The 26,861-nt window shown below is 42.1% G+C and carries 25 protein-coding genes; 10 read left to right on the forward strand and 15 right to left on the reverse strand.

The annotated features are described in order from the left end of the window. Nucleotides 1-38: 38 nt before the first annotated feature. The gene (locus CH373_RS10520) at nt 39-839 is read right to left on the reverse strand and encodes a hypothetical protein (RefSeq protein ID WP_100734092.1); all 801 of its coding nucleotides are present in this window, start codon (nt 837-839) and stop codon (nt 39-41) included. An 88-nt stretch (nt 840-927) separates the two neighbouring features. Further along, nucleotides 928-3,240: a sulfatase family protein gene (locus CH373_RS10525; RefSeq protein ID WP_423789778.1), complete on the reverse strand. Its 2,313-nt coding sequence runs from the start codon at nt 3,238-3,240 to the stop codon at nt 928-930. 278 nt (nt 3,241-3,518) lie between these two features. Here CH373_RS10525 and CH373_RS10530 point away from each other — a divergent pair, with 278 nt between their 5' ends. Continuing rightward, complete coding sequence (locus CH373_RS10530; RefSeq protein WP_100713820.1) at nt 3,519-3,971, forward strand: FAS1-like dehydratase domain-containing protein; 453 nt, start codon at nt 3,519-3,521, stop codon at nt 3,969-3,971. Between the two features lie 11 nt (nt 3,972-3,982). Continuing rightward, nucleotides 3,983-4,399, forward strand: coding sequence for a MaoC family dehydratase (locus CH373_RS10535; RefSeq protein WP_100713819.1), 417 nt, complete (start codon nt 3,983-3,985; stop codon nt 4,397-4,399). A gap of 90 nt (nt 4,400-4,489) precedes the next feature. Here CH373_RS10535 and CH373_RS10540 read toward each other — a convergent pair whose 3' ends face one another. Next, nucleotides 4,490-6,592 carry a SpoIIE family protein phosphatase gene (locus CH373_RS10540; protein ID WP_100713818.1) on the reverse strand — a complete coding sequence of 701 codons (2,103 nt, stop codon included), beginning with the start codon at nt 6,590-6,592 and terminating at the stop codon, nt 4,490-4,492. Between the two features lie 273 nt (nt 6,593-6,865). On the opposite strand from CH373_RS10540, the gene rssA reads away from it, so the two are divergent. The 3 genes from rssA to CH373_RS10555 all read left to right on the forward strand — a co-directional run bounded on the left by rssA (nt 6,866) and on the right by CH373_RS10555 (nt 9,334). Beyond that, complete coding sequence (gene rssA / locus CH373_RS10545; protein ID WP_100713817.1) at nt 6,866-7,762, forward strand: patatin-like phospholipase RssA; 897 nt, start codon at nt 6,866-6,868, stop codon at nt 7,760-7,762. A gap of 99 nt (nt 7,763-7,861) precedes the next feature. Further along, nucleotides 7,862-8,674, forward strand: a complete 813-nt coding sequence (locus CH373_RS10550) for a tetratricopeptide repeat protein (protein ID WP_125169974.1) — start codon at nt 7,862-7,864, stop codon at nt 8,672-8,674. 15 nt (nt 8,675-8,689) lie between these two features. Beyond that, nucleotides 8,690-9,334 (forward strand): DUF2062 domain-containing protein, encoded by a 645-nt coding sequence (locus CH373_RS10555; protein WP_100713816.1) that lies wholly within the window; start codon nt 8,690-8,692, stop codon nt 9,332-9,334. Between the two features lie 51 nt (nt 9,335-9,385). On the opposite strand, the gene CH373_RS10560 is transcribed toward CH373_RS10555, so the two are convergent. From CH373_RS10560 to CH373_RS10590, 7 genes are all read right to left on the reverse strand, one after another. Continuing rightward, nucleotides 9,386-10,426: a 2-dehydropantoate 2-reductase gene (locus tag CH373_RS10560; protein WP_100713815.1), complete on the reverse strand. Its 1,041-nt coding sequence runs from the start codon at nt 10,424-10,426 to the stop codon at nt 9,386-9,388. A gap of 129 nt (nt 10,427-10,555) precedes the next feature. Continuing rightward, a complete protein-coding gene (locus CH373_RS10565) occupies nt 10,556-11,479 on the reverse strand; it encodes an esterase/lipase family protein (protein WP_100713844.1) in 924 nt (307 codons plus the stop codon). A 376-nt stretch (nt 11,480-11,855) separates the two neighbouring features. Next, nucleotides 11,856-12,782: an esterase/lipase family protein gene (locus tag CH373_RS10570; RefSeq protein WP_100713814.1), complete on the reverse strand. Its 927-nt coding sequence runs from the start codon at nt 12,780-12,782 to the stop codon at nt 11,856-11,858. 472 nt (nt 12,783-13,254) lie between these two features. Next, nucleotides 13,255-14,265, reverse strand: coding sequence for a zinc-dependent alcohol dehydrogenase family protein (locus CH373_RS10575; protein WP_100713813.1), 1,011 nt, complete (start codon nt 14,263-14,265; stop codon nt 13,255-13,257). A gap of 73 nt (nt 14,266-14,338) precedes the next feature. After that, nucleotides 14,339-15,589: a crotonyl-CoA carboxylase/reductase gene (gene ccrA / locus CH373_RS10580; RefSeq protein WP_100713812.1), complete on the reverse strand. Its 1,251-nt coding sequence runs from the start codon at nt 15,587-15,589 to the stop codon at nt 14,339-14,341. A gap of 167 nt (nt 15,590-15,756) precedes the next feature. Further along, nucleotides 15,757-16,362 carry a TetR/AcrR family transcriptional regulator gene (locus CH373_RS10585; RefSeq protein ID WP_100713811.1) on the reverse strand — a complete coding sequence of 202 codons (606 nt, stop codon included), beginning with the start codon at nt 16,360-16,362 and terminating at the stop codon, nt 15,757-15,759. A gap of 231 nt (nt 16,363-16,593) precedes the next feature. Further along, the gene (locus CH373_RS10590) at nt 16,594-17,166 is read right to left on the reverse strand and encodes a hypothetical protein (RefSeq protein ID WP_243393357.1); all 573 of its coding nucleotides are present in this window, start codon (nt 17,164-17,166) and stop codon (nt 16,594-16,596) included. A 273-nt stretch (nt 17,167-17,439) separates the two neighbouring features. Here CH373_RS10590 and CH373_RS10595 point away from each other — a divergent pair, with 273 nt between their 5' ends. Continuing rightward, nucleotides 17,440-18,126: an OmpA/MotB family protein gene (locus CH373_RS10595; RefSeq protein WP_100713809.1), complete on the forward strand. Its 687-nt coding sequence runs from the start codon at nt 17,440-17,442 to the stop codon at nt 18,124-18,126. Nucleotides 18,127-18,140: 14 nt separating this feature from the next. Here the strand turns inward: CH373_RS10595 and CH373_RS10600 are convergent, their stop codons facing one another. The 3 genes from CH373_RS10600 to CH373_RS10610 all read right to left on the reverse strand — a co-directional run bounded on the left by CH373_RS10600 (nt 18,141) and on the right by CH373_RS10610 (nt 20,488). Continuing rightward, the gene (locus CH373_RS10600; RefSeq protein WP_100713808.1) at nt 18,141-18,593 is read right to left on the reverse strand and encodes a transporter; all 453 of its coding nucleotides are present in this window, start codon (nt 18,591-18,593) and stop codon (nt 18,141-18,143) included. Between the two features lies 1 nt (nt 18,594). After that, a complete protein-coding gene (locus tag CH373_RS10605) occupies nt 18,595-18,960 on the reverse strand; it encodes a DoxX family protein (RefSeq protein WP_100713843.1) in 366 nt (121 codons plus the stop codon). Nucleotides 18,961-19,246: 286 nt separating this feature from the next. Then, nucleotides 19,247-20,488: a glycosyltransferase family 4 protein gene (locus CH373_RS10610; protein WP_100713807.1), complete on the reverse strand. Its 1,242-nt coding sequence runs from the start codon at nt 20,486-20,488 to the stop codon at nt 19,247-19,249. Between the two features lie 122 nt (nt 20,489-20,610). Here CH373_RS10610 and CH373_RS10615 point away from each other — a divergent pair, with 122 nt between their 5' ends. Together CH373_RS10615 and CH373_RS10620 are read left to right on the forward strand one after the other, a co-directional pair. Next, nucleotides 20,611-22,119: a thymidine phosphorylase family protein gene (locus tag CH373_RS10615; RefSeq protein WP_100713806.1), complete on the forward strand. Its 1,509-nt coding sequence runs from the start codon at nt 20,611-20,613 to the stop codon at nt 22,117-22,119. Further along, nucleotides 22,116-23,000 carry a ribose-phosphate pyrophosphokinase gene (locus CH373_RS10620; RefSeq protein ID WP_100713805.1) on the forward strand — a complete coding sequence of 295 codons (885 nt, stop codon included), beginning with the start codon at nt 22,116-22,118 and terminating at the stop codon, nt 22,998-23,000. Before CH373_RS10615 ends, CH373_RS10620 begins: the two co-directional genes overlap by 4 nt. 28 nt (nt 23,001-23,028) lie before the next feature. Here CH373_RS10620 and CH373_RS10625 read toward each other — a convergent pair whose 3' ends face one another. Next, the gene (locus CH373_RS10625; RefSeq protein ID WP_243393358.1) at nt 23,029-23,442 is read right to left on the reverse strand and encodes a DUF5329 family protein; all 414 of its coding nucleotides are present in this window, start codon (nt 23,440-23,442) and stop codon (nt 23,029-23,031) included. A gap of 133 nt (nt 23,443-23,575) precedes the next feature. Between CH373_RS10625 and CH373_RS10630 the strand changes: the two genes are divergently transcribed. Together CH373_RS10630 and CH373_RS10635 are read left to right on the forward strand one after the other, a co-directional pair. Continuing rightward, on the forward strand, nt 23,576-23,992 hold the full coding sequence (locus tag CH373_RS10630; RefSeq protein WP_100713804.1) for a DUF1761 domain-containing protein: 417 nt from the start codon (nt 23,576-23,578) through the stop codon (nt 23,990-23,992). Between the two features lie 188 nt (nt 23,993-24,180). Then, nucleotides 24,181-25,824, forward strand: coding sequence for a thiol-activated cytolysin family protein (locus CH373_RS10635; RefSeq protein WP_100713803.1), 1,644 nt, complete (start codon nt 24,181-24,183; stop codon nt 25,822-25,824). Between the two features lie 83 nt (nt 25,825-25,907). Here the strand turns inward: CH373_RS10635 and CH373_RS10640 are convergent, their stop codons facing one another. Beyond that, nucleotides 25,908-26,738, reverse strand: a complete 831-nt coding sequence (locus CH373_RS10640) for a class II glutamine amidotransferase (protein ID WP_100713802.1) — start codon at nt 26,736-26,738, stop codon at nt 25,908-25,910. Nucleotides 26,739-26,861: the final 123 nt, after the last annotated feature.

The raw sequence follows: 26,861 nt of genomic DNA on the forward strand, positions 1-26,861 counted from the left end.
GAATAGTTCTGCAATAAATTGCATGGAAAGTACCGATATTAGAAACTATGAGCCCGGACGCAAAATAAGGAAAGCAATCCCGATCTGACTGAATGTAGAAACATCGCCAAAGATTTTGACAAGGAGATATGAGAGCGCTTTGCAAACCGAATTGGACGGATTCGGACTAACTCAGATATTTCAGAATTCTTTAATGTATCTAAAAAAATATTTACTTCGTCCGAATCGAAGCCTTTATGCAAAAGATGCTTTCTTGTGGTTTCGAAAATTTCAACTGCCTGGTCCGAAAACTCAGGTTTTTCTTCCGGAAGAACCAAGGACAACGGGGCAGATTCTTTGGAACGATTTGCCACGATTCCGAGCACTTCTTTGTACTTAGCTTCAAAGGGTTCCAGATACGCGTTAATTACTTTTTCCCCTAGCTTACTTTTGATTAGGTGGGCCAAAAAGACGTACGCTCTAGTTCTATGAGCATCGACTCCTTGAAAGTAAATCGTAATGAGTCCTAGTTTTTGGAAGGGTGCTTCGGGGAGGAACTCCCTCAATCTGCTTGCCCAGTAAGGTCTTCTCCATTCCCAACGAGTCTCCTTAAACTTTTCCCTAAATTTGCCTTCACCCTGAGAACCGAACAGCTCGCCGTTAATTTCTTCATAGTCCACCGGTAGGTGTCCTAGGTTACGATTGAGGCGGGAAGAATCCTGAATGTACGGGAAAAAAGCTTCGGGGGGAGCGTTATATTCATAGGTCCAAAAGCGATCTATATAAATTCCTTCGTCTTCAAAGGATTTTGGCAATGGGAAATACTTTAAGAATTGCTGTTTTGTCAGAGCGCTTTCCATGAGCATAGGATTTGACTACTTCTCGAGTAGAAAGGAAAGAAATAATTTCTGTTAAAAGACCAATTTTAGAGCAGTATAAAGTTGCCGTTCATTGGTGGATATATCCCCAACTCTCGAGCACTTTGCGAACTTCAGCACCTAGAGCAGCCTGCTCAGAAGATTCATTGTTTCCGGCAAGTCCTGCGTCGTTGTATAAATACGGGATTTTAGAACTGCGAAACTCATAAGGTTCGCGATAATTTGCTATATACTCTGGCGAAACCTCGTAAAGATTCGCGGCTGAAGATAATCCCCATTTTCCGGATTTATAATCTTCCCTTGTTCCATTTTTTAGAATAGAAAGCTGAAACTGTAGCAATGGTTCTACTGTCTGCACTTGAAAAAGAACTTCGTGGTTCGAGGCCTGTTCGAATTTTGCCCGGATTTTTTTCGAGTCTATGCTTAGTATCTGATATGGTTGATCGCTGAGTAGTCTGTAGATGCCTCCTTTGACGGAAAGATCAACTACTCTTGTGCATGCATCGGTACAAGAAGGAAGTCTTAAGTGGAAAGTGTTCTTTTTTAGGCTATGTTCGGACAACGTTGCTCTTGCTTGATCTAAGAGAGAATTTCTTTCAGGAGCAAGGTTGTGGCTTTCGTTCGGATCCGATTTTAAGTCGTACAACTCTTCGGGCATAGGATGAGAAATGCCTGTAGGAGTGAATCTTACGCTATCGTAACCAGGATATCTCCGAATCAGTTTATAATCTTTGGTTCGAATTGATTCGGAGAATCTTCCTTCAGAATAAATCACCTCTTCTGTCTCTGGTCCGTCTTCTCCAAACATTTTCTTAGAATAATCAAAACCTTCGCATTTAGTATCCGGACAAGGCAGTCCGAGGGCTCCTGCAAGCGTGGGAAATAGCGATAGCAAGGAAACCTGATCCTCGAATTTAAACTTCTTGATCGAATGTCTCTTGTTATATGGCGGACGGATCAACCAAGGCACCTTGAGTTCTTCTTCGTAATGTGTCTCACCGTGTGCATGCAAATTTTCTGCTACAAAGTGATGATGGTAATAATGTTCAGGCTCTTGAAGTTCTCCGTGATCGGATACCAAGACGACCCAAGTATTTTCATCCATGCCCGAATCTTTTAATTTGTTCAGGATCTTTCCGATTACTTCGTCCGTATAGAGGATCTCGGCCATATACTTTTGAACTTGAGGGTCAAAAGTATTCCAAATTTCTAATGGAGTTTCTTTTTTCAGTCTTTCGAGATAAGCTTTTCCGGGCAGATAAGGATAATGCGGAGTGTTAATATTGATATGTAAAAAGAATCTTCTGTTTCTATTTTCATCCAAAAACCGGATGGATTCAGATAGAATTAGTTCAGTATCAAATCTATCTTTTCCAGGCTGAAATAGTTTATGAAAACCGACATCTACTCCAACACCAGTGTAATCTAATAGAAAAACATTATTCATTAGACTCGCTGTCAAAAATCCGTTTTCCCTTAAATGATTGGATAGAGTTAAAGGATTCTTCGAATAAAAAACTTTTCGGTGCAAGTTGCTCGAATAGAACCAAGCGTTTCCAAGTCCAAGCTCCGAAGCAATTTGCGAAGTAAAGAAAGAAAGCATTGAAGGCTTAGTCCAATTTCCATTTGCAAATGCTTGTGAGAAATTTATAGATTCGGATGCTAATCGATCTATATTCGGACTTGTATGAACCTTCGATCCGCCGAATCCCAGCCTATCCGGTCTTAGCGCATCCACAACAATCAGTACAAGATTATTCTGCTCTCCCCAAGAGTCCGGGTTTGCAACTGCGGAAAATAAAATTGGATGTCCTAAAAAAAGATACATACCGGGTTGATCCGGCGTCCATCGGATTTTCCACTTAGGATTCTTTCCCGAATTCAGGATAGCAATCGATTTAGGAGAAAGTGGGGCTTCTAAATCTTTCCATAATATTCCATTTCCAGAAATTGTTTGTCGAAAGATTGTCTCGTCTTCGATCGAGATCTCTAATAATCCGCTGGAAAGTGCGTTTTCTCCTCTTGTGGAAAGTAAAGTAGTAGAAAAAGATAAAATAGCATTTTCACTCGAAAGAGAGGTTTCCGGTTTCAGAAATTCAGAGGATAAATTGCAGTCTCCATTTTGAAATAGAAACAGACTGTCTCGCGAATCGTTCAGATACGTTTCCGGATCTTTATAAACTGTTAACTGTACATTCCTCCAACGTTCTTTTCCGATTAAGTTGGAATATCGACCGGGATTCTTTTTCCAATAATATCTTAGATTCTGAATCTCCTGATTCGGATCACCGTTGCAAACTGACTCTGATTTTCCTAAAGCCCTCAAGCCATCCCAAACTGGAAGTAGCTTTTCGGAATTCGGTACAGGTTTTGAAAACAACATCCTGCAATGAACAGTCAGTAAAATCCCAAGACAGAATAGGACATAGGGCAGCCTGGATCTTGATAATGCTGTCATAAGGGATAAATACAGATTTTTGGAATGAATTCTATTTACAACTCGAAAGTCTCAGGACTGAACGGTATTAGGGACAAACATTGGGAAGCCCAAACTTTCTTGTTCTGAAAAACCGATGGACCTCCTACTTCCCTTAATAAAAATGAGAAACCGTACTGAGTCCTTCGTTCGTTTGAAAGGACAATTCCAAATAGGAAATGATTATGGCAGAAAAAGGCATTTCAAAAGACCTAATCGGCACTAAGCTTGATCGTTATGAATTTGATGTGGAGAGAGGAAAAATCCGAGAGTTTTGCCAAGCAATCGGCGAAACTAATCCGATCTATTTTGACGTAGAGGCTGCAAAGAAAGCCGGATACGAGGATACTCCAGCTCCTCCAACTTTCCCAACAGTGATCCAATTTTGGGGATATCCAAAAATCTGGAAAGATATGGAAAACATGGGCGTGGATATTTCAAGAATCCTTCACTTAAAAGAAAAATATACGTATGTTAACACATTGTATCCGGGTAGAGTATCTTCTCAGGGAGAGTGTGTGAATGTAACCGTTGGAAAAATGGATACGATGACTTTTAAAACTACCCTCAGTAATGCAAAGGGAGAACCGGTGATCGAAGCAGAAATGGCAATCTTCATTCGTAAACCGGAACAATAAGGAGGATAAAAATGAATAAAATCGATTTCAATAAAATTGAAGTTGGGCAGGAACTTCCTCCGCTTCACACCGAAGCAGTGACTCATGCGAATTTAGTCCGTTATGCGGGCGCCTCAGGCGATTTTAATCCGATTCACAATGATCCGGATTTTGCGCGCAAGACCGGATTGGATGGAACCATTGCGCACGGAATGTATGTGATGGCGCAGATCGGAAGACTTTGCACTTCTTGGGCGGACCAAAAGCAGATCAAGGAATTCGGCGTTACTTTCAAAAATATGACCAAGCCAGGTCAGAAGCTTGTTTGTACCGGCAAAATAAAACGTAAGAAAGAAGAAAACGGAGAAAAGCTAGTCGTAGTCTCCGTAGAAGCCTCGGATTCCACTGGAGAAGTAAAAGCCTCGGGAGAACTAGTCGTATCCTGCTAATCAGCATTTAGATTCGAACTAGATTGATGAAAAGGCTCTCGGAAGGGAGCCTTTTCTTTTTAAAAATCCTGTGCGTAATAATAAATGATATTACGCAATCCTAATGTGTGAATCGATCGCCTTAGTCGATTCAATTGCAATAATCGTAATATCGTCGTATCTTTGTTCATCACCTCTGGATTTTTCTTCCATTAAGAGGAGCTCTGCCAGCAACTGCTGCAGATCATTGCTCTTGAACTCGGAAGATTTGACGGCGATGGAGTCTACGGTGCTGTAGCGGTTCTCTTTTCTTCGATTTTCGATCAATCCATCGGAGAATAATAAAAGCCTACTTCCAGGCGTGAACGGAAGCGTAGTATATTGAATCTCTAACTCATCAAACAAACCTAATATAGGTCCGGTTTTATGAAGTAGCTGATACTTTCCATCTGGAGAAAGAAGGATTTGCTCGGGATGACCCGCAGAAGCATACAAGATTTCCTGTTTGTCCAAGTAAAGGTCTGCCACGAAGCAAGGGAAGATACTTTCGAGAGTATCAAATTTTCTTAAAAAACGACCGTTTAATTCTTTAAGAACAAAAGTGGGGCACTCTAATTTTTTGAGTTCTTCATATTCGGTCTTCAAAGCCATAGTCATCAAGCTAGCTTGAACCCCGTGGCCTACCGCGTCAGCTAACAACACTCTAACTCTCCCCGGCTTTACTTCGGAGATATCCAAAAAGTCTCCTCCGACTTTTTCCAGCGGCTTGTAAATGTATTCGAATCGAATTCCTTTGATAGTTCTATCGGGCGGAGTAAGGATCTTGCGCTGTACATTCTGAGCAATTTCTAATTCCCGATTGATTTGTTGCAGAGTATCGTTTAATGCCCTTGTCCTCTCTTCTACTTTTTGAACCAGCTTCTCCTTCATTTCAAAAAGTTCCAAGTTGATGGTCTGTAGATTTACAGAAAGCTCTTTAGCTTCTTTATATTTGGAAGAACGATCTGAAGCGATCACTAGGGATTGCAAAAAGACGAAAAATACTAATGCAAAGTGAGACAACTGAGTAGAGGATACCTTGAGAACATACGTGTAGTAGAGATCTATACCGATTCCTAAAAAGAGGACCCCGGATCCGTATAGAATGTAAATGGAATTCCTTTCTTTTTCGAAATCGATTCTGTACGCAATATAAAGTATGTATAACATACTCAATCCGAGAAAGGAATGGTAATATGTTAATTTTGCACTATTGAAGCCTAAGGATCCAAAAATTGTAGGAACTCCCCAGACGATCGATATTAGAATCGCCGCTCGAACAAAATTCTGGGGTACATAGTGTTTAAAAGTCGTTTGGAAAAATAGGATAAAGAAAGGAACACTTACTGCCAATGAAAGGTGGTCCGCCTTTTGGATCACACTGTATGGCATAGTTGGAAAAAACTCCATTAGTAATCTTGAATTTGTTACAAGTGTCCTGAGGCTTACTGCCAAACTCATGATTCCGAAATAAAGCGGGGCCTTGCTAGAACGGAGATACAAGTAGAGGGAAATATGGTACAATCCCATTACAAGCAGACTGGAAAAGGCGAAAATATCAGAAAAGATTTGCCGCGTTCTAAGTCCTTGCATTGTTTCGGAAGGTCCGATTCTGACTGGAGCTGTAATACCTCCTTGCCTTGCATAATTGTTTGCGACAAAGATCTCTATAACGATTTCGTTTGAGTCAGGGACAAAAGAAAAGGACCTTGGTTGGACACGAGAGAGAGTGTTGTCGATCGTGGTAGATGGAATTCCAGATTCTCCTAATATATGTCCATTCAGGTAGAATCGATAAGAAGTGAAGACAGCGCCTAAGCCGGTAGTAATAACTTTTCCTACCCAAACATCGGGCAACAAGATTCGAACGCGATAGGTTCCATATCCGATTTTTGGAAATTCGGAATGCACTTCGGTCTCTCGGTTCCAAGCGCCCGGAACGGTCAAATATCTAGAATAGGATTCGAGAGTCTTGCCCGCTTCTTGCCCCCAAAAAAATTCCCATTCTCCAGAGATATCGATTGGTCCTGAATTCGGGTCGTGAATTCCACGAAGATCTAGGATGCCGTGATAAGCTCGAAGATGGTCCTCTTTATGCCAGGGCGTAATCGTCAATAGGAATATTAAGAATCCCACAGGCCCAAGCAAAAAGAATAAATATTTGGACGTATGCATCTTTGTTAGGTGCTTTATACCATCCTTTGTGGCATTTCCCTAAGGCGTCAATCTTTCCATCGCCTAACATAGCGGCTGGTCCCTCAAGGGATGGAAAATAATTATTTTCTATCGTTATTAAGGGAAATGACCAAAAGTTAAAATACCGGATCAAAAAAGACGAAAACTAAGGATTTCCCCCTGTTCCAAGGATTTAAGCAATCTATATTAGAAGGAAAAATTCTATGAAAATGAACGTGATTTTCTTATTTTTTAGAAATTGAGGAAATAAATTTGAGCAATCATCGAAGAAAAATTGGTCTCGCACTAGGGAGCGGTTCGGCGCGTGGCTGGTCACATATCGGAGTTATTCGAGAGCTGGAAGCGATGGGTATTTTTCCGGATATTATCTGTGGTACCTCCATCGGAGCACTCGTAGGAGCATTCCATGCCGCGGGCAAACTAAATGCGTTAGAGGACTGGGTCGAATCACTTGAATGGAGGGATATCCTCGGATTTATGGACTGGTCTTTTGGAGGCGGATTGATTCGAGGAAAGAAGCTTTTCGATTTTTTTGACCAAGAATTTCGAGATGCTCAAATTCAGAATCTTAAACTTCCGTACGCGGCAGTTGCAGCGGATTTGGATACTGGAATTGAAATTTGGTTGAGAGAAGGCTCAGTTTTTGAAGCGGTGCGGGCATCGATTTCATTGCCTGGGATTTTTACTCCAGTGTCAAAAGACAAAAGATGGTTAGTGGACGGTGGTCTTGTAAATCCGGTTCCAGTTTCGCTTTGTAGAGCAATGGGGGCGGACTTTGTGATCGCAGTGGATCTGAACCAAGATCTTTTGGAAAAAAGGGAGGAGGCCGAGGAGAAAAAAGAAGAGACTCAGGATTCTGTTTCTAGGTGGAGAAGTTGGACCGCCAAGTTTTGGGGAAAAGACTTAGGGGAAAATCTTCAGCAGGAAACCGACGAGAAGCCAGGCATTGTGGAAGTCGTTTCTAAAAGCATTAATATTATGCAAATCAGAATCACTAGAAGTAGAATGGCTGGAGATCCACCAGATGTTTTATTGGCACCAAGGTTGCGTTATATTGGTCTAATGGAATTCCACCGGGCCAAAGAAGCTGTGCAAGAAGGAAGGGATGTAGTGAAAAAAATGGCTCCAGCTCTAGTTATACCGAAGTGAAGATAATTGAATCTGGATTGTCAGAGAAACGTTATGAAATACTCTTCCAAATAGGATGCAAAGTGATTCGTTTTAATAGAAAGCGAATCGAATGAATCGATGCCTAACTTACCTCTCGGAGAACGATTGCTTAAAGTGAAAAGAAATTACAGCAGCTTTCAAATTATCTCTTTTGCTTCTGCGACACTTCTCTTCTTATCCTGCGGGAATAAGGAAGAACCTCCAATATTAGAAATCAGAGATTTATTAGATTCTTCTCATATAGCAGATTCTATAGAAAAGGCGAAGCAGAGCGCTGAAAAATCCGGAAAGACGGATCAGATTCGGTATTTAAGGGGTTGGATTCACTATTTGAGAAAAGAGGACGACCTTGCTCGCGTAGAGTTCAGCGGGTGTTTGAAGGAAAATCCAAGTGCATATGATTGTTCCCGAGGACTTGGACTGATCGAATCTCAGGGGAAAACCTATCCGGAAGCCGAAAAAAATTTTCGTGAAGCTTTAGCCTCTGCGACCGAGGCCAAAGATCTGGAAGCGATATCGATCCTTCGGTCTGACTTAGGTAATTTATATCTTCGGCAAAATAGAAAAAAAGAAGCTGCTTTTGAATATCGCAAATCTCTTGAGGCAAAGCAGGACGGGTCAGCTTACTATGGTTTGGCTGTAGCAACTTTAATGGAAGGCGATAGAACTAGTGCGAAATTCTTTTTAGAGCAAGGTTTGAAGACTCACTTTCGTGATTCTATTTTTAAAGCAGAGACATACTTTTTATTAGGAAAGATTCAGTTTGAATCAGAGAAAAATGCTAAAGCAGCCGCAGAATCAGCTAAAAAGGCCTTTGAACTTTTTCCTGCAAAAGAAGAGTATAGAAAAGCCTGGGAAAAATATGCAAAATCAGCGTCCTCCCCGCAATAACCGGTAACCATATTCATGAAATTCCTTATTGCGATCGGTCGAATTATCCACCGCCAAATTATTTTACCTTTTCAGGAAACCCACTCCCCGGTGACGGAAGTGAGTCTTGGTACTTCTATTGGACTATTTTGGTCCTTGACCCCATTGATCGGAATCCAGATGTATTTAGGGTTCATTACTTGGGTCATATTAAGAATCATTAAAATACGTTTTTACCTTCCTATCGCAATCGCGATGATCTGGATTACGAACCCAGTAACGATGCCTTTCTTCTATTATCTGTTCTACTTTGTGGGAAAAGTGGCGTTAGTTGCGATCGGTGTTCCCGTAGTGGAAATCAGCTTCGATTTGCTTTGGGGTGTTTTGGAAGATTCCCAATCTATGGATTTTTTTGCGGGACTGAAGCATTGGTCCTTGTTTCTTTTGGATCAAATGGGCTTACCAATGTTTACGGGAGGCTTTCTATTAGGAATTCCTTCTGCAATCATAGGCTATCCGATCACATATCGCCTGTTAAACGCTTATCGAACCAGAGTCGCTGCAAAAGAGGGATTATCGCTTTCTGAATGGGAAGCAAAACATGTGCGAAAAGATGTGGGTCTCTTTGACGGATTTCCGTTTAAACGAAATAAGAACGCAAAACCAAGCGAAGGGAAATGAATGCGAGAGTCCTCGCTGGAAAATTCTACTCAGCTCTTTTGTAAGTTAAGTTTAATTTAGACCTATCTTTCGTTTCAGTTCGTCCGCACTGTAATTTAAGGACTTGGGATTTTGTTCCGCTTCTTCGATCAATTGGACTACCGTTGCATTGATCGGTGCTTCTACGCCTAATGTTTTTGCTAAATCAAGTATTTCTCCGTTTAAATTTCGGATCTCAGTGGAACGACCCTGGATTAGATCCTCCCACATAGAAGATCTTGCTTCTGGATCAATTTTAACCATTCCGGAAGCGACGCGGAAAAACAACCAGTCGGGTAAGTTTAATACAAAAGGAGCCAGGGTTGGTATCAATTTGCCAGCTCGAGCCGGGCGAATACCTGCATGCTTTAAGACTCTCAAACCCTCTGATATCATTTCAGCAAAGATCATTCGAAATCCTTTTTCGCTCAATTCTTGTCTTAGTGGGATTCCGGAAAGTGCATTCAGGCTATTATTCAAATTGAATAGAAGTTTTCCCCAGAGAACTCCATTCATGTTTGAGTTAGTACCTGCTCCCAGTTGAGCAGCATTTAGATGTTTTGCGATCTCTCTTCCGTATTTGTTATTTTCGACCAACAGATTACCGCTGGTTCCACGATGATATTGTCCTTTTCCTTTACTCACAACGTTGAAGGGCACCATCCCCGCCAGAACTCTATCAGGCATATGCTGCAGATGTTTTTGCAAAATCTCTTTATTTCTAATCCCGTTTTGAAAGCTGACTACAATTGAACTTTGATTAGGCGAATCTGAATGAAGAAGCTTTGATAAAGAATCTCCAATTTCTTCAGTATCCTTGCTTTTCACTGTCACTAAAAAAATATCGGATCCTTTCGTGTCTTTGACATCTGTAACGTATCTAACTTGATTGGGTGCGATCGCGAAGGTCCTGCCTTTTAGATCCGAGATGCTTAGTCCGAATAGTTCTATTTCTTTTTGGAATCTTTCTCTACCTACAAAGATGACCGGGTAACCCGCGTTAGCTAAATGCGCTCCGATTAAAGTGCCGATACTACCGGAGCCTAAAATCGCAAACTGTGGAAGTTGCCTCATAAATTAATTTTTCCTTTTGGAACAGGAAAACCAAGTATAAAATTTGGAGAGGGTAAGGTGGGTTAGATATAAAAAAACCGAGATCCCTTTCGAAGACCTCGGTTCCATCTATCCGTCGGTAGACGAATATTACTGATTTGCCTTCATGTTTTGGGCCATTTGTAGGAAGTACCCTTCAACGTCATACCAGGTTTTGCCCGATCCAAGCGTGTTTGAAGCTTGTAAGTGGTCAATTCCAGTTGTCAGGATTCCATAAGAAGGTCCACCTTTGAAAGTACCCCATTTCAATGAAGAATAGGGAACTAAACCATCGTTAGTCGCTCCTTGGCCGTTAAACAAACCACCAGCTGCGCAAGCTGGATGAAGAATTCCCATCAAAGGGTGTTGTATCAAATCCGGGATCGTGATGTAAGAACCGTAGGAATAATACTTCACACCAGATTTGTTAGGGTTGTGGCTATTAAACACAGCCATCCCATCAGTCGTTAGTGAACCCAAGGCTGCCAAAGCATCTTGCTGTCCACCGCCGTAAACTAGTTTTACTAAAACTGCGAGTACGGAAGAAACGAACGGTTTTAACCAGTTTGGAATAACAGCTTTGACCAAATCCGCAATCGGTGATCCGTAGTGCGGCGAGTTCAATGTTGTTAAAGTTGATACTTTTGTGGAAAGTCCTAAGTTAGAAATTGCGTACCGGCTATCCAGTCCACCTTGAGAGTGGCCAAGAATATGGACTTTGGTAAATCCATTGGCAGCCATATACACATTGATCTTATCCCTTAGTTGGAGTCCCCTGGTTTCGTTGGACTGGGCAGCAGTTTTTGTCGGAGCATACACAGTAGCTCCTTGGGACTGCAAGTAAGTGTCCATTCCACCCCAATAGTTGATCAAACTGATCACTCCACTTGAGTCAGTTCCCCAGCCGAAAAGACCGTGGGACAGAACGATAGGGTATGTTCCAGCTAATGGTTTGGAGGAAGATCCTCCACCAGATGCAAATAACGAACCTCCAAAAAATATCAGGACCAGTAAAAACAGGCCTATTTTACGCATTTGAGTTACCTCTTTTCTCTTCACTATTCTCTTTTGTCTGTTGTGAGTTTCGCTTAGGGCTTATTCGCTTTTTCTGTGTATCGCTCGATAAACAACCGAGCAAAATATAAGTTAACAACGAATAGTTGAGTGTCAAGATAATTCGTTCGAAAAAAACCACTTATAAATTATATATGTTATATATAGAAAATGGTTTCATATCAAATAGAATAAATTACGCTATCACTTGAGTGATGTGTGCTTTTGTGTATACTGTTTAGATTCATTCGAAAAAAAACCGGGATTTCTGAGTAGAAATCCCGGTGATGCAGCAAGGTTGGAAATAAATTACTGAATTTTTTGCAAACCGAAGTCTCGATTTCGCATTACGTAATTCCTAGTTTTCCTGTGCATCCTTCATATTGTTTGCAAGTTGCAGATAATAGCCTTTTACGTCGAACCACATATCGCCAGTATTGAATGTATCTGAAACTTGGAAATGATCGAGTCCAGTGGTCAACAGTCCGTAACTAGGTCCTCCTTTCCAGGTTCCCCAAGGATGTGAGGTTACAGGTACCAAACCATCATTCGAGGCCCCTTGTCCATTGAACAGACCGCCCGCAGCGCAAATCGGATAGATCAATCCCATGAAGGGGTGCTGGATCAGATCCGGAATTATGATATGGGAGCCGTAGGAATAATATTTTACGGAAGCTGAGTTTGGAGTGTAAGAGTTAAAAGTGGCCATCCCTTCCGTGGTCAAGGACTTCAGAGCTCCTAATACTTGCATTTCGTCCCCGTAGAGATACTTCAATAGAGTATTCAGCACGATTGCAACGGACGGCTTTAGCCAATCTGGAATTACGGCTTTGATTACATCTGCTACTGGAGTTCCTCGGTGAGGGGAGTTAAGTGTCGTTAGGCTGACGACTTTATTAGAAAGTCCTAAATTAGCTATGGCAAACCGTGCGTCCAATCCCCCCTGTGAATGACCCAGGATATGGACTTTCGAGTAACCGTTTGCTGCCATAAAAACGGTTATCTTGTCGCTTAATTCTTTTCCTCTATACTCGTTGGATTCGGCTGGAGTTTTGGTAGGTGCATATACGACAGCACCTTGTGAACGCAGATACTCATCCATTCCTCCCCAGTAACTAAGTGATCCGATTGGTCCATCGGTTTCGCTTCCCCATCCAAATGTACCGTGGGACAAGATGACTGGATACATTCCGGACAATGGTTTTGATGAAGTTCCACCACCAGATGCCAGGAGTGGAAAAGTAGTTACGACGGAAGCTAAGATGAACATTTTTAGCATGCGCATTTTTAAGTTACCTCAATTCTCTTTTAAATTCTCAAATTACGTCTGATCCCCCGTCGGCCTGGTCTTTTTATAGCCAACGCTCGGTCGGTGACCGGACCGCACATAACTAACGCTGATAGGAAAAGTCGTCAAGGAAAGAATAGAGAAAAAGATCTATTTCACACAGAATCTAGACGAAATAAACGATTATAACACAACGGTTGTTATCTAAAAAGCCATGTTTCGCCCTTCGTTTTCGAGCTTTCGTTCCTCATAGGTCGTACTTTTTAGTGGAAAGCCCCACCCTTGGTTGGGTGGGGGCCGGAGCGGCAGCGGTGGTACACCGGCCGATCGCATAAAAATGGAATTTTTTCAAGCAATAAAAATCGGCGTTCGCTCGTAGGAGCTCCTACAATAGGAGCGAGATAGAAGTTCCAATTAGTATATAAAGAATATTGAAAGTAATTAGAGCATCGGATGTTAAAAGGGAAATTTAGATCGTGATTACGATCTTCCCGAAATGTTTTCCGTCTTTCAGATAGCTCAATGCTTCCTTGAAATCTTGGAGCGGATAGGTTCGGTCTATGACAGGTTTGATTCTACTGTTTTCTATTGCTTGATTCATTTCAATAAAGGAATTCCTAGATCCAACGACAATTCCTTGTACCTTGATCTGGTTCATTACGATGGGAAGCAAGTTCAAGTCTTTCGTGGAACCAGCCAGAATTCCGATCAAATGAATTGTTCCGAATAATTGCACTGCCTTTACGGACTGTTCAAAAGTTCCTGCTCCTCCGACTTCCATTACGTGTGCTACTCCGAGGCCGTTTGTTAGCTCTCGAATTTTTTCACCCCAGTTCGGATGAGTACGATAGTTAATCGTATAATCCGCGCCAAGTGATTTTGCTCTTTCTAGTTTTTCTTCGGAGGATGAAGTGATGTACACTGTGGCTCTTACCATCTTTGCGAACTGAAGTGCAAATAGAGAAACTCCTCCAGTTCCTTGTATTAAAATATCTTCATGTGTTTGGATTCGATTTTCAACAAACAAAGAGGACCATGCAGTAAGTGCCGCGCAAGGTAAAGTTGCGGCTTCTTCAAAACTTAAATGGGCAGGCATAGCAACGACACCGGATTTAGGAAGGATTGCGTATTCTCTTAAGGTGCCTGCTAAGGGTCCGCCTAGAGTCGTTCTGAGTTCGTGCTTGCTTGCTTTTCCTTCGATCCAGTAAGGTGCGAATGTCGCGTTTACTTTATCACCAACGGAAAACTCGGTCACATCCGATCCAAGTTCCACGATTTCTCCCGCACCGTCACTGCAAGGAATCAGAGGTAAAGGGAATTTAGGATTGTACTGCCCGGTGACCACGAGATAGTCCCGGTAATTTAAAGAAGCGGCCCGGAATCGAACTAAAACTTCACCGGCTCCTGGTTTGCCCGGATGAGGAAGATCGGACAATTCCAGATTTTGCATTCCGAAACTAGAGAGTTGGACTGCTTTCATTTTGAATGAATTCGAATTCGATACTTTCTCTTTTTATAAAGTAGTCGAGAAGTACCGAATTCGATTTTAATCTTTACCCTTTTCTTCCGAGTCCAGGTTTGTCTGCCCCTACCAAAATACTCATATTTCCGGCAGGGTGCTTGTTTTCTTTCATAAGCTGATGTGCTTGTGCAGTTTCATCAAACTTGAATGTATGAGCCAGTGCTGGATCTACTTTTTTATCGATGACTAATTGGTTCAAGTCTCTGCAATTCTCATCGTTCGCGAAGTGAGATCCTTGCAGTCTTTTCTGGCGCATCCACAAGTAGCGCAGATCCGCAGTTGCATTATAACCGGTAGTTCCAGCGCAAATCACAACCATCCCGCCTGTTTCGCAGATGAATACAGAAGTAGGAAGTGTAGATTCTCCAGGATGCTCAAATACGATTTTGGGGTTGTTTCCTTTTCCTGCAATATCCCAAACCGCTTTTCCGAATTCTCTGGCACTCTTTGTCCATTCTGTAAATACTTCGGCTTTATTGATATCCGAGGTCAAGGCTCCCCAGTGTTTAAAATGATTTCTGTTAATAACGCCTGCAGCTCCAAGTTTCTTACAGAAATCGATTTTATCGTCAGATGAAACAACTGCGATCGGAATTCCGCCTGCAGCCTTAACGATTTGAATTGCCATTGCACCCAATCCGCCGGCGCCACCCCAAATAAGAACCACATCACCTGGTTTTACATCGTTTGGTTTCCAATGGTGAAGCATTCTATAAGCAGTAGCAGCAACCAACATGTATGCCGCGGATTCTTCCCAAGTTAAATGCTGAGGACGAGGCAGGCACTGATGGTCCTGCACTTTACAAAATTGCGCAAAGGATCCCCAGTTTGATTCGTAAGCCCAGATGATTTGAGAAGGAGCAAACATCGGATCATTTCCGGCCTTTATCCAAGGATCATTTCGATCCCACATTCCGCAATGTACGACTACCTCGTCTCCGACTTTTACGTTCTTAACGTCGGATCCGATCTTATAAACGATTCCGGATGCGTCGGAACCGCCGATGTGAAACTGTTCCGGTTCACCTTTTTTATTTCTGGCAGCGATTACATTGACAGGATAACCTAACGCCGCCCAGACATTGTTATAATTTACACCTGCAGCCATGACTGCAACGAGTACCTCGTCTGGACCGATTTCAGGTACTTCTATTTCTTCATGTTTAATGGAATGGATTGGGTCGCCGAATCGCTCAGGCCTAACAACCTGAGCGTGCATTTTTTTAGGGACCACTCCCAAAGGAGGAAGTTGGCCGATAGGTACAATTTCGGGTGTGCTCATGCGCCAAGAAAACTACGGTATACCGAGCTTTCGAGAAAAAAACACAAGGGGGCAGAGTGTACAACTCAGGATTCTACTTCAAAGTTCCTTGAAATAAGCTGAATGATTGTCCTTAAAATCGGAATCTCGAAGGATTTTGTAGGAAATCCTTCGAGAGATTCAAAGGCTTAATCTGTTTCGTCTGAGGAAAGAATGAAATCTACTCTCTCTTCGATTCCGTTCACCCGATCTTCAAAAAATTTTTCAGAAGAAACCGATAGAATCAAACTATGAAGCAGGTCAACAAGCAGTGATAGCTTCAATTCCGGATTCTTTGCGGGAGGGTTTCTTTCGAAAGAAGCCTCTAATAGCTTTCGATACTGAGCGCCATAATGGTTCGTATATTCCAAGACTAGATTTTCCGGGGCAGAGTAGACTAAACTAAAGGGCAGTCTTGCTCTATCTGGAAACTGTCTGGCAATATTAGAAATCGCTTTAAACACTGAAACGATCTCCTCTCTCAACCCTTGTTCCTTTTCGATTCTACTTCGAATATCGTTTAGAATCATCAAGTGGGTTGCTACCAACGCTTTACGAAACAAATTCTCTTTGGAGTGAAAGTGATGATAGATGCTTGGTTGTTCCAAGCCGCATTCTCTACTTATCTCTCTCAGAGATGTGCCATGGAATCCTTTCCGCGCAAAGGCTATCGCAGCGCCTTCTAAAATACGCTCTCTGGAATTCCTGAAATTACCATTTGTGGGGTAGACTGGGCTACCGTCCTTTTTTCTCACCGATCCAAACCTCTTTTGCGAGGATTCTTGCCGACATCGCTTTATTTATTTGTATCGTTTATTAAACGCGATACCGACTAAAGGCAGACATTTATATCTGACTTATATTATTTTATCTAACTTACCATGGGGTATGGTTTTTCGCAATTCGGAAAAGAACACTGTTCCTTTTGGAGAGGAAAGAAAAAATTTTAAGTAATAATTTGTTTCATTCCTGAGAGATTTATGTCTTTAGAACTCCTTTTTAAACACTTCGAAGTAGTTTCGAATGTCGTTTGTCCCGGGTGTTTGGTTTTTATTGTCAGATTCCTTCGTAGGAGAGGCAGGTGAATTCTCGTTTCTTGAACTGGAGGAGGTACCAAACTTTGACGTACGCTTGTATAGTTGGCTTCCAAACAATAATTCAAAGTTGGCAACGTTGGATTCGGACTCTTCCAAGCGTATCTCAACCAAGAAATGATTTTCGCCGAATCTTGCATCCCATTCATAAACGAAACTTGGCTCAACGAATCCGGTAAATAATGGGCTGAGTTTCTTATCTTCTGCATTGGATAAGAAGATTTGCACCATGACGGACTGTTCTGCAGATCCATGTGCTAACCCGATTCCAAGTTTGCGTACGATTTCCCTGTCAGTTCCCGCAGGAAACTGCAACTTAAAGATCACGGAATTTCCTTTGAATACGGATCCTGTAAATTGAGATTTTTTATCTACTGTATACCCTCTGTCCTTGAGCGTTGCTTTCACTTCATCTATGTAATAGCGAAGTGTAGGAGCTCCTGTAAGAGATTCTTTCGGATTCACTGGAGTTCCCGCCGGGGTAGTTTGGGGTCTGAGCGGAGAGGATAAAAAAAGGACTACAAGTGCAAGGGTGGGAAAAAAGGCAGCCTTAGACTGTTCTAATAGAAAGGGATTCATATATTGTGAATAGCTTAAACTTGTAAACGGATTCCGGCCATATTTTTTCCGAAAGTTCTGAAATATTTCAACGGAATCCACTTAGGTTTTTGCGAGGTCGAACGATACATCTAGGTACGACAAATTCACAGTGGGTGATGATAGATAAAAGGATGGAACATGAAAACCAGAATCATTTCGCTAATTAGTATTCTTTTCTTCGCGTTAATTTCTCAATTTTGCGTGTCGCAATCTAAATACGACGAGTTACAAACAGCTTACGATAAGAAGGCGAGGGACTTGGAACTTTTAGAAAGCGATAAGGCGGGTCTTCTCCGGTCGATGGACGAAATGAAGAAAATGCACGAAGAAGCGCAAAAGCGTGTGGAGGAATACAAAACTTTGCTCGCGAGCTTTAAGAGTATGATCGATGCCGGCAAATTAAAAATACGTATTGTAGACGGCAGAATGGTAGTCGTCTTATCCTCCGATATTCTGTTCCCACTTGGTTCCGCTAGCCTTTCTCCAAAGGGAGTCGATGCTATCAAAGAGGTTACCGGAATTCTAGCTTCGTTGCAAGGGAGAAGATTTCAGGTAGAGGGTCATACAGACGATATTCCTACAGGAATGAAAGGTTATACGAACTGGGAGCTTGCCTCGGCTAGAGCACTTAACGTTCTTCATACGATGGTAAAAACTGGAATGCCTGAGGAGAGGATTAGCGCGGCGTCTATGGGTTCCAGTAGGCCAGCAGTTCCTAATAATAGCCAGGAGAACCGTGCGGCGAATCGTCGCATCGAAATCGTAATCGTTCCGGATTTGGCAAATCTTCCTGGTTTGGAAGAATTAAAGAAATACAGCGAGTAAATTTCGCTGTATTTTTACTGCCCTTTTTTTCCTAAATAATATAAGAAAATCGTTATGAAGGAAGAGATTACGGATAGTCCGTAATAAATGTTGAAGTTTTCCTTTAGCACGATGATTCCGAGTAAAAAGGAAGTGGTCAAAACGCTAAGAACTGCGTAGAGGATGTAGTAGGAGGCTCCGAATCTGGAGTATAACAAATAAAATCCGAGATAAGTGATCGATAAACCGATTCCACTAATCAATGACCACTTTAGGTTCCTTTTGATGTACGATAGAATTTCGTCCTTTGGAAAAAACAGAGTACTCAACAGAAGTATGAAAAGGCAAGTGACAACCGTAAGAGAAAGAAATAAGAAAGGATTTTCACCGTTCTCCGATTTTTTCTGACCAAACGCAAAGATCGCGTTTCCTACAGCTGCGATCAATCCGAACAAAAAGGCGAATAGAAATCCGTTTGCTCCATTCATTTTAATACGTATGAGTCCAGGCCCACCAGATCAATAAGATTTGAATCGGTAGTCTTAGGATTAAAGCCCAGGTCGGCGGGTCTTTTCTTGTCCTAGATTGAAAGTGATAGATATTCGCGGGAAAAATCGCGATGAGTAAGAGCACTACTCCCCAAGCGGCATATATTTTGAGTGGTTGATACAGCAGTCCTAATCCGAGGACAATCTCTGCAACTCCACTCAGTTGTACCATCAGCTTGTGGTATGGAATCCAGGGAGGCATGATTCTTAAATAGAATTTCGGGATAACAAAATGCAAGATTCCTGCAAACGTATACGCGAATGCCATAACCCATAAGCTTATGGTTTTTGCTTCGATGCTTTCCATAAAAAGCACCTTACAAGAGCTAGGGAGAAATGGTCTGCTTTTTTTCCCGGTTCCGTGCCCGGATTCTCTTGTTTCTAGAGAAGGAGATTTTGTTTGGAATCTTAAAGGAAGGAAGAATCTTTCGCGGATTTTGGTAGTGGCGAGCGTTTACCCGATATTCAAAGCTAGGTCCGGGGAACTTCAGCATGCGCTTCTACTCCTTTGCTTTGGAATGCTGGTCATTATAGGAACTGCAAAGAAAGTACAAGCAAAAAATTATCCGTTCAGAAAATTCTTAGTGTGAAGGTCATGCCTTTTGAAAAGCAACCTTTAGCTTTGCTGGATTCGCCTTTTTGCTCTTCACCTTTCTTTTTTGTTTTGCGGAGAATTGTTCGTAGATATCTTCCAAGGATTCGGCAACGCAATCCCAGGTGCAGATTTCTGCGGCCTTTCTTGCGCTGGACCGAAATTTCTTTGAAAGAGTTCTGTTCGCGGCCAATAGTACAGAATACTCGATGAATTTTTCTTCGTTTTCGAAATTCGGAAGAAAGGCTGACTTTCCATTCTCTAAATGTTGCTTTGCTGCCGCATAGTCATAAGCGACAATCGGTAACCCCGAAGCCATCGCCTCCATTACCACATTGCCGAAAGTTTCTGTCACACTAGGGAAAAGAAAAAGATCTCCGCTAGCATAATGTTTTGCTAATTCGTTTCCTGATTTCATTCCAGCAAATATAAAGTCAGGATTTGCTTCTGATAGCCTAGTTTTGAGTGGCCCATCTCCGATCAAAATCAGTTTTGCTCGGTCGTTTTGTAGTTTTATTTTTCGAAAGGATCTGATTAAGAGATCAAGATTCTTTTCTGGGGCCAATCTGCCTACGTAGACTACCGCCAAATCTTGTTCTCCTATCCCCCATTCTTTTCGCAAGTCATGATTTCTCTTGGCTGGATGAAAGAGATCCGTATCAATTCCCCGAGAGACCAACATTACATTTTTGTAACCTAACTCGGTGAGTTGAGAGACGATTTGTCCGGTAGGAGCGAGTGTGGCATGAGTTTTATTGTGTAACCCGCGCAGATAAGTTTGCACGAATCTACCTGCAAGGCCCAATTTGTAGTATTTCGTATAAGAATGAAAATTCGTTCTGAAATCGCTTATGACCGGTATTTTTAGATGATTTGCTGCCCTGACTGCGGACCAGCCGAGAGGTCCTTCGGTAACGACATGCACTAAATCAGGTTTTTCTAAACTTATTAACCTACGGAGTAATCTTTTCTCTGGAAATCCGAACTTTAAGCCTTCGTAAAATGGAATGTTTGCCCCTCTTACTAAAACTTCTCTATAATTTCCGCTTGCCAAAGCCATATCTGCGCTATTTTGACGAGGTCTGACTAAAATGATTTCATTTCCTCTTTCCAATTGGTCGGATACCATTCGATAGAGGGATTTTGAAACTCCGTTGATTTCGGGCGGAAAGGTCTCAGTAACTACTAAGATCCGCTTTGGCGACGGATTGATAAAATTTTGGCAGTACAGTTCGGGCCGCATGATTGATTTTTATCGTTCGTTTGTAACCCTTTGATGAATACTGGGTTACTTTTATGTTACTGACAGAATTCGCTTAAAATTTAGAATCTCTTAGTTACAGATAGAGAGATCAAAAAAATAGAATGGAACTCCAGGATCATCACTTAAGAGTCAAAGATATCGGAATCGGAACCTACAGGGAAAACATCGTATTTATGCGTTCTGATTGTGCTATTTGTAGGTCAGAAGGCTTCAAGGCTTTAACTAGACTAATCGTGAGCCACAACGGAAAAAGCATTGTCGCTACTTTGAATGTAGTCAAATCGGGAATTTTAAAAATAAATGAAGTGGGCTTGTCTATAGAAGCTTTAAGACGCCTCGGGGTTTCGGAAGGAGAACGTATATCGATCCGACACTTGGAGCCGGTCGATTCCCTTCGCCTGGTTCGCGCAAAAATGTACAGGAATGAGTTAAAGGAATCCGAGTACATGGAAATCGTAAGCGATATCGTCGCGGGCAAATACTCGAATATTGAGATAGCTGCCTTCATTACCGCTTGCGCTGGCGACAATTTAAAACTTCCAGAAATTATAGGATTAACCAAGGCCATGGTCTCCACCGGTCTGAAACTCGATTGGGGAAAGGATCGGCTCATTCTCGATAAACATTGCGTAGGTGGACTGCCCGGCAATCGAACGACTCCGATTGTGGTGAGCATTTTGGCATCTGCCGGCTTGACAATTCCAAAGACTTCATCTAAGGCGATTACATCTCCGGCGGGAACCGCGGACATGATGCAAACGATTACAAATGTGGATTTGGATCTGCAAGCACTGAGAAAAGTGGTGGAAAAAGAAAACGGATGTCTTGCTTGGGGTGGCGCGGTCGACTTGAGTCCCGCAGATGATATTTTAATCTCAGTGGAGAGGGCTTTGGATGTAGACAGTATCGGGCAGATGATTGCCTCTGTACTTTCTAAAAAAGCTGCGGCAGGTTCAAGTCACGTATTGATCGACATGCCCGTAGGACCTACTGCAAAGGTTCGAAATGCTAAAGATGCAGAATATCTGGCATCTCTTTTCCAAGCGGTTGCGCAAAGTATAGGACTAAAAGTAAAAGTACTTATTTCCGACGGAACTCAGCCGATCGGTGTCGGAATCGGACCGGCTCTGGAAGCATTCGACGTGCTCTCCGTTCTTAGGAGAGAAAAAGGAGCTCCTCAGGATTTAAGAGAAAGGTCCTTGGAAATTGCAAGTTCTCTAATGCAGCTCACTGGAAAATGGAACGAAGAGTCGAGCAGAACCGAAGCAGTCAGAATTTTGGATTCAGGCCAAGCAGAAGAAAAGTTCGTAGCGATTTGCAATGCTCAAGGTGCTTTTAAAGAGCCTAAGTTTGCAAAATTTAGACATGATCAGATTTCCGAAGTGAGCGGCGTCGTAAAAACATTAGACAATCGTAAATTATCCAGAATAGCAAAGCTCGCCGGTGCTCCGGAATCACCGTCCGCCGGATTATCTTTTTTTGCACCGGTGGGAAAAAAGATCGAGAAAGGGGAAGTCCTATTTAGCGTATTTGCAGAATCTTCTGGAGAATTGGAATACGCAAAAGAATACTTAAACTCGGTTGATGGCCTAATTGATTGGGAAAGATGAACTCAATAGTTTTTGCATTTCCAAAAGACATAGAATTCGCGAGGAAAATATCCGAAGGCTTAAATTGCGAAATCGGAGAGATCGAATCCAGAAGATTTCCTGACGGCGAGACTTACGTAAGGGTTCTTTCCGATGTAAAGGGAAAGGAGGCAATCGTAGTCTGCTCCCTGGACCATCCAGATGAAAAGTTAATTTGGCTCTTTTTTCTTTGTTCAGTGCTGAAAGATTTAGGATCCACCAAATTAGTGTTAGTGGCTCCTTATTTAGCCTACATGCGCCAGGACAAAAGATTTCATCCTGGAGAAGCTGTCAGTTCCGAATATATCGGAAAATTTTTATCTGATTTTATCGACGAGATCATTACGATAGACCCGCATTTGCACAGAAGAAATTCACTTTCTGAAATTTATTCTGTACCCGGTAAGGCGCTACACTGCACTCCTTTGATTTCGGACTGGATTCACAAAAATGTCAGCAATCCAATATTAATCGGTCCTGACGCAGAAAGCTCTCAATGGGTAAGCTCCGTAGCACAGCCTGATCGAATTCCTTATATTATTTTGGAAAAAATCCGGATGGGAGACTTAGATGTAAAAGTCAGTCTTCCGGATAAAAGCAAATACTCCGGAGAACAACCGATATTAATCGACGACATCGTTTCTTCCGGAAAAACTCTTATCGAAACTATAAAAGGACTGAAATTACTGGGATTGAAACCCCCGATTTGCATAGCTGTCCACGGTATTTTTGCTGGGGATTCTTATCAGGAGATATTAAACGCAGGAGTCTTTGATCTGGTCACTACGAACACGATTTCGCATTCTACAAATAAGATCGACGTGTCGCCTATCATTCTAGAATCTTTGCGGAAAAGAAATTAAGCGAGCGCGAGCATTCGCAAAGGAACTTTTAGTTTTTACCGGTGGGTTTGGAATTGCTTCCAGGTTTTTGCGAGCCTGTCCGAAGTTTTTGCAATTGAGTCGTTAGCCAAACCTCGGATTTGATTTCCTCTCCCTTTGCTGTTCGAATCAGGTAGGGTTTTCCCGAAATAGAAGATTTGCTCCCGATATGTTGGATAAATTCTTCAGCTGTATTGATCCGATTTTTGGTAGCCTCATATTTGCGCAGCATATGAGCTTTTGCTTCCTCTAAAGAATGTTCCGATCCATTCCGGATAAATATGCAGTTCTTACACAAGTCCAGGGAGCTTACTAAAGAATTGATTTCGGATTCCGAGTTGTTTGATTGAGCGGAGATCGGAGCGAGGAAAAAAATCAGTAAAATCAGAATGATGTTAAAGCGATCCATAAATTCAAACTTCATACTTAAGGGAGAAATTTCCTTGATAGCTGAAATTTGAATTTTGTTAGAGAATTGCCAAGCAGTTTTACAAAATGTAAATGACCGAATCTTCCATTCGGTCTACAATTAGGCACCTAAAGGGAAACTCAGAACAGTGTTTGTAGAATTTTACGGTATTAGGCCATTTGCTGTTTTACTTGCGGCTCTGACATCTTTTTCCGTGAATTGGGTCTGGTACTCCTTTATAGGTCAATATTGGATGAGATTACAAGGTCTCGTTCACCCCAACTTCAACAAATATAATGATGTTTATTCGTACATCGTATTCTTTGTGATTTCGCTAATCCAGTTTACCGTTCTGGAATGGCTTATTGGAATATTAGAAATACGTAATCCTCTGTCCTCGACTGCTTTTTCTGTTCTGCTTTCTTTTTCTTTTCTAACACTAGAAGATTTTTCTAGAAATCTTTGGGACAAGGAAACGAAGCCGCTAACGGTGTTAATCATTGATGCAGGCAATACGATGTTAGGCTTTGCAGCCGGCGGATTTGCTTTGGGATTCATTCACTGAGCCTCTTATTTTTTCGAAAGATTATTCTTATATACTGTTTGTAATCCGCTTATTTCGACTTTCCTTGTAAGGCGAAGACGCGCGTAAAACTCTTCCTCTAAACGATTCTTTCTTGCTAACCTTCTGCAGATGACCTTTGTATGAGCATATTCTAAAATGAAAAAGTAAGAGAAGAGGTTAGACGGAAAGTGTTTATTAGTAAAAGCAGTTTAATTCTGAGGTTCATTCTTTTTGCGGCAATCACAGCAGGTCTTGGATGTAATTCTCAAAAAGATAATATAGATTCGTTGCTTTCCCTTTTGTCGATCGCGTCGGGTCCGACAAACGAAGGACCGGGAGGAATTAAGATCGGACAAACTAGGGAACTTTATACAGAAAATTCCTATACGACCGCACTGTCGGATCCGGTTACGGAGAAAGTGACTCCGTTTCCTAGTTCAATTCCGGTTCCCGATAACAAAATTGGAAGCTATTCGTGCACTACGACCAAATGGGGAGCTTCCGAAATTAGGAATTTGTCAGATCGAGCGATTCTGAGTCAAGGGATAGAAGTGCTTTATCCGGGGGCGCTATTGCAGGGAAAATATTTGGAAAAGGGTGCATACACTCCTGTTACTCTTCCTAGATCGGGCGGTAAAATTTATCTGAGTGGCTTAAAGCTTTCTCCTTTTTCTTCCTACAGCAAAAAATTGGATGTGGTCTCTCCTTCCAATATTAAGCAAGCTATCGAGGATATACTATCTTCCGAAGTGGCTGGAACTGCTGCCGACGCGTCCTTTACCGTACAACAGGTTTACGATGAAAGTCATCTTCTGTTTAATCTCGGTCTAGATACAAGATTTTCTAATATAGCTCTAAAGACAAGTTTGGGGATCGACAATAGAGTGAAGAAGAACTACATTCTGATGAAGTTTACTCAGAAGTTTTACGATGTAAATTTCGAAGATCCGGAAAAATCTACATCAGTATTTCGTGATGGAGAACTGTTTGCCGATCCGGAAGGACAAATCTCGCAGGATAATCCGCCGCTTTATGTGTCCAAAGTCAGTTTTGGTAGAGTAGTTTATTTTCTATTGGAATCCGATTACACTGCATTGCAGGTAAAGACCGCACTTGAAGTCGCTTGGGATCCGGGCGTTCTTGCGGCGCTATCTCCGGTGCCTCCAATCGGAGGACAAGTGAGTGTGACGCATGAACAGGTTTTGGACAATACCAGAATCGCTTATTTTGTCAGAGGAGGAAATGCAGGACTGGCCTTGGAGCCGATCAAAAGTGCTGATTCTTCTTCTCCGGGAAGCATGTACAACGCAATTCGAAACTTTTTATCGAATCCGGAGGCTGCGAATTATTCCGCTAGCAATCCCGGAGTTCCGATCGCTTATACATTGAACTATTTGAAAGATAGATCGGTCGCCAAAATGAGTTACACGACCGTGTACGATCAGAGAGATTGCGAGGCTACCTATAACGAAAACCCGCAAGATTTTACTGCTAAGCTGGGTGCAGTAAATGATAGCGTAGCACTTTCTTTGGACGGGGTTCAATTCTTTACCTCGAATCCAGATTCAGGGATATATGATGGTCCGGAGATCAATGTGAATAGTTCCATGGGTGCCGGAAGCGAACATGAACTGAAAGTGGAGCTAACGAACGGAAACTGCGGCGCTGCTGCTTTGGACTTTGAGTTGAAACTGAATGGAACAGCTCTCAGAACAAAGCATTTTCAAAAAAGTGTAAGTACTTGCGGAAAACAATTAGTGTATCGCTACAAGTTGAACAAAGTCACGGGAGCTTGGTCCGTTTTGGAAGAGTCAGAGAATCCTAGTCCTTGAGTTAATAATATACTATTTTACTGATTCATTAAACAGTTCATAGTTAGTTATGAGCGGAAATGAGCAAGGTTCTTCGCCCTGATTTATTTCCGCTTTTCTTTTCTGGGGTTCTTATTTGACGTTAGAGACTTTGCTTCCGATTGAGCTTGATACATTAGTGCGCCTTCTTTCCAGACCTGAAATTCGCCAGGAAACAATTGTGTCCAAGTTTCATTCTCTGTTAGAGGTCGGGTTGCCAAGACCGTGACAAGATCGTTGGGTGTAGTATGCTCGCTAAAATCTATTGTCATATCTGCGTCGAGAAGTCTTGCCTTTCCAAAAGGTGAACGACGCGTAATGAATGAAAGTTTTGTAGAACAAAATACGTAAAGATGCTTTGAATCGGCCATTAGAACATTGCAAACTCCTCTTTGATTCAAGGAGGTAAGTAGCTTTTGAATTTCTTTTCTCAAAAAACTTTCATCCTTTGGTCTATTTCGAAACTTAGCTTTCAGCTTAGAAAGCAGCCAACAAAAAGCGTACTCACTATCCGTGGTTCCGACCGGGAAAAAATCACCTAACGGCTCTTTCTTGATTCCTTTCAACTGACCGTTGTGCGCAAAGGTCCAGTAACTCCCCCAAAGTTCTCGCGAAAAGGGATGAGTATTTTTAAGTTCAACCTTTCCTCGATTCGCTTTGCGTATATGAGAGAGGACCAGTTTGCTTTTGATCGGAAAGGTTCGGATCCATTCCGCCAGTTTGGAGTCCACGCTAGCTTGGGGATCATGGAAAATTCTACAACCGGCTCCTTCGTAAAAAGCGATTCCCCAACCATCTTTATGCGGACCGGTTTTTCCTCCTCTCTGGATCAATCCAGTTATGCTAAAACAGATATCCGTAGGAACATTTGCCGTCATTCCCAAGAGTTCGCACATTCTGTAGGACCTCCTCTGTTAAAGTGAATGAATTTTCGCTAATGCAAAGTCGAATTGTCCAGGATTTTTTCAGGTGAGGAAGATTCCTAACTCCTTGCGAAATAAACCGATTCGCGTGAATGT

Origin of the sequence: Leptospira perolatii, from assembly GCF_002811875.1 — a bacterium.
Classification (GTDB): domain Bacteria; phylum Spirochaetota; class Leptospiria; order Leptospirales; family Leptospiraceae; genus Leptospira_B; species Leptospira_B perolatii.

Bases quoted from the DNA above. Each gene is read 5' to 3' on its own strand.
- CH373_RS10535 (WP_100713819.1), top strand. From the start codon at position 3,983: ATGAATAAAATCGATTTCAATAAAATTGAAGTTGGGCAGGAACTTCCT.
- CH373_RS10615 (WP_100713806.1), top strand. From the start codon at position 20,611: ATGGAACTCCAGGATCATCACTTAAGAGTCAAAGATATCGGAATCGGA.
- CH373_RS10605 (WP_100713843.1), bottom strand. From the start codon at position 18,960: ATGGAAAGCATCGAAGCAAAAACCATAAGCTTATGGGTTATGGCATTC.
- CH373_RS10595 (WP_100713809.1), top strand. From the start codon at position 17,440: ATGAAAACCAGAATCATTTCGCTAATTAGTATTCTTTTCTTCGCGTTA.
- CH373_RS10625 (WP_243393358.1), bottom strand. From the start codon at position 23,442: ATGAAGTTTGAATTTATGGATCGCTTTAACATCATTCTGATTTTACTG.
- ccrA (WP_100713812.1), bottom strand. From the start codon at position 15,589: ATGAGCACACCCGAAATTGTACCTATCGGCCAACTTCCTCCTTTGGGA.
- CH373_RS10570 (WP_100713814.1), bottom strand. From the start codon at position 12,782: ATGCGCATGCTAAAAATGTTCATCTTAGCTTCCGTCGTAACTACTTTT.
- CH373_RS10530 (WP_100713820.1), top strand. From the start codon at position 3,519: ATGGCAGAAAAAGGCATTTCAAAAGACCTAATCGGCACTAAGCTTGAT.
- CH373_RS10540 (WP_100713818.1), bottom strand. From the start codon at position 6,592: ATGCATACGTCCAAATATTTATTCTTTTTGCTTGGGCCTGTGGGATTC.
- CH373_RS10610 (WP_100713807.1), bottom strand. From the start codon at position 20,488: ATGCGGCCCGAACTGTACTGCCAAAATTTTATCAATCCGTCGCCAAAG.
- CH373_RS10550 (WP_125169974.1), top strand. From the start codon at position 7,862: ATGCCTAACTTACCTCTCGGAGAACGATTGCTTAAAGTGAAAAGAAAT.
- CH373_RS10620 (WP_100713805.1), top strand. From the start codon at position 22,116: ATGAACTCAATAGTTTTTGCATTTCCAAAAGACATAGAATTCGCGAGG.
- CH373_RS10555 (WP_100713816.1), top strand. From the start codon at position 8,690: ATGAAATTCCTTATTGCGATCGGTCGAATTATCCACCGCCAAATTATT.
- CH373_RS10525 (WP_423789778.1), bottom strand. From the start codon at position 3,240: ATGTTGTTTTCAAAACCTGTACCGAATTCCGAAAAGCTACTTCCAGTT.
- CH373_RS10560 (WP_100713815.1), bottom strand. From the start codon at position 10,426: ATGAGGCAACTTCCACAGTTTGCGATTTTAGGCTCCGGTAGTATCGGC.
- CH373_RS10600 (WP_100713808.1), bottom strand. From the start codon at position 18,593: ATGAATGGAGCAAACGGATTTCTATTCGCCTTTTTGTTCGGATTGATC.
- CH373_RS10565 (WP_100713844.1), bottom strand. From the start codon at position 11,479: ATGCGTAAAATAGGCCTGTTTTTACTGGTCCTGATATTTTTTGGAGGT.
- CH373_RS10520 (WP_100734092.1), bottom strand. From the start codon at position 839: ATGGAAAGCGCTCTGACAAAACAGCAATTCTTAAAGTATTTCCCATTG.
- CH373_RS10640 (WP_100713802.1), bottom strand. From the start codon at position 26,738: ATGTGCGAACTCTTGGGAATGACGGCAAATGTTCCTACGGATATCTGT.
- CH373_RS10575 (WP_100713813.1), bottom strand. From the start codon at position 14,265: ATGAAAGCAGTCCAACTCTCTAGTTTCGGAATGCAAAATCTGGAATTG.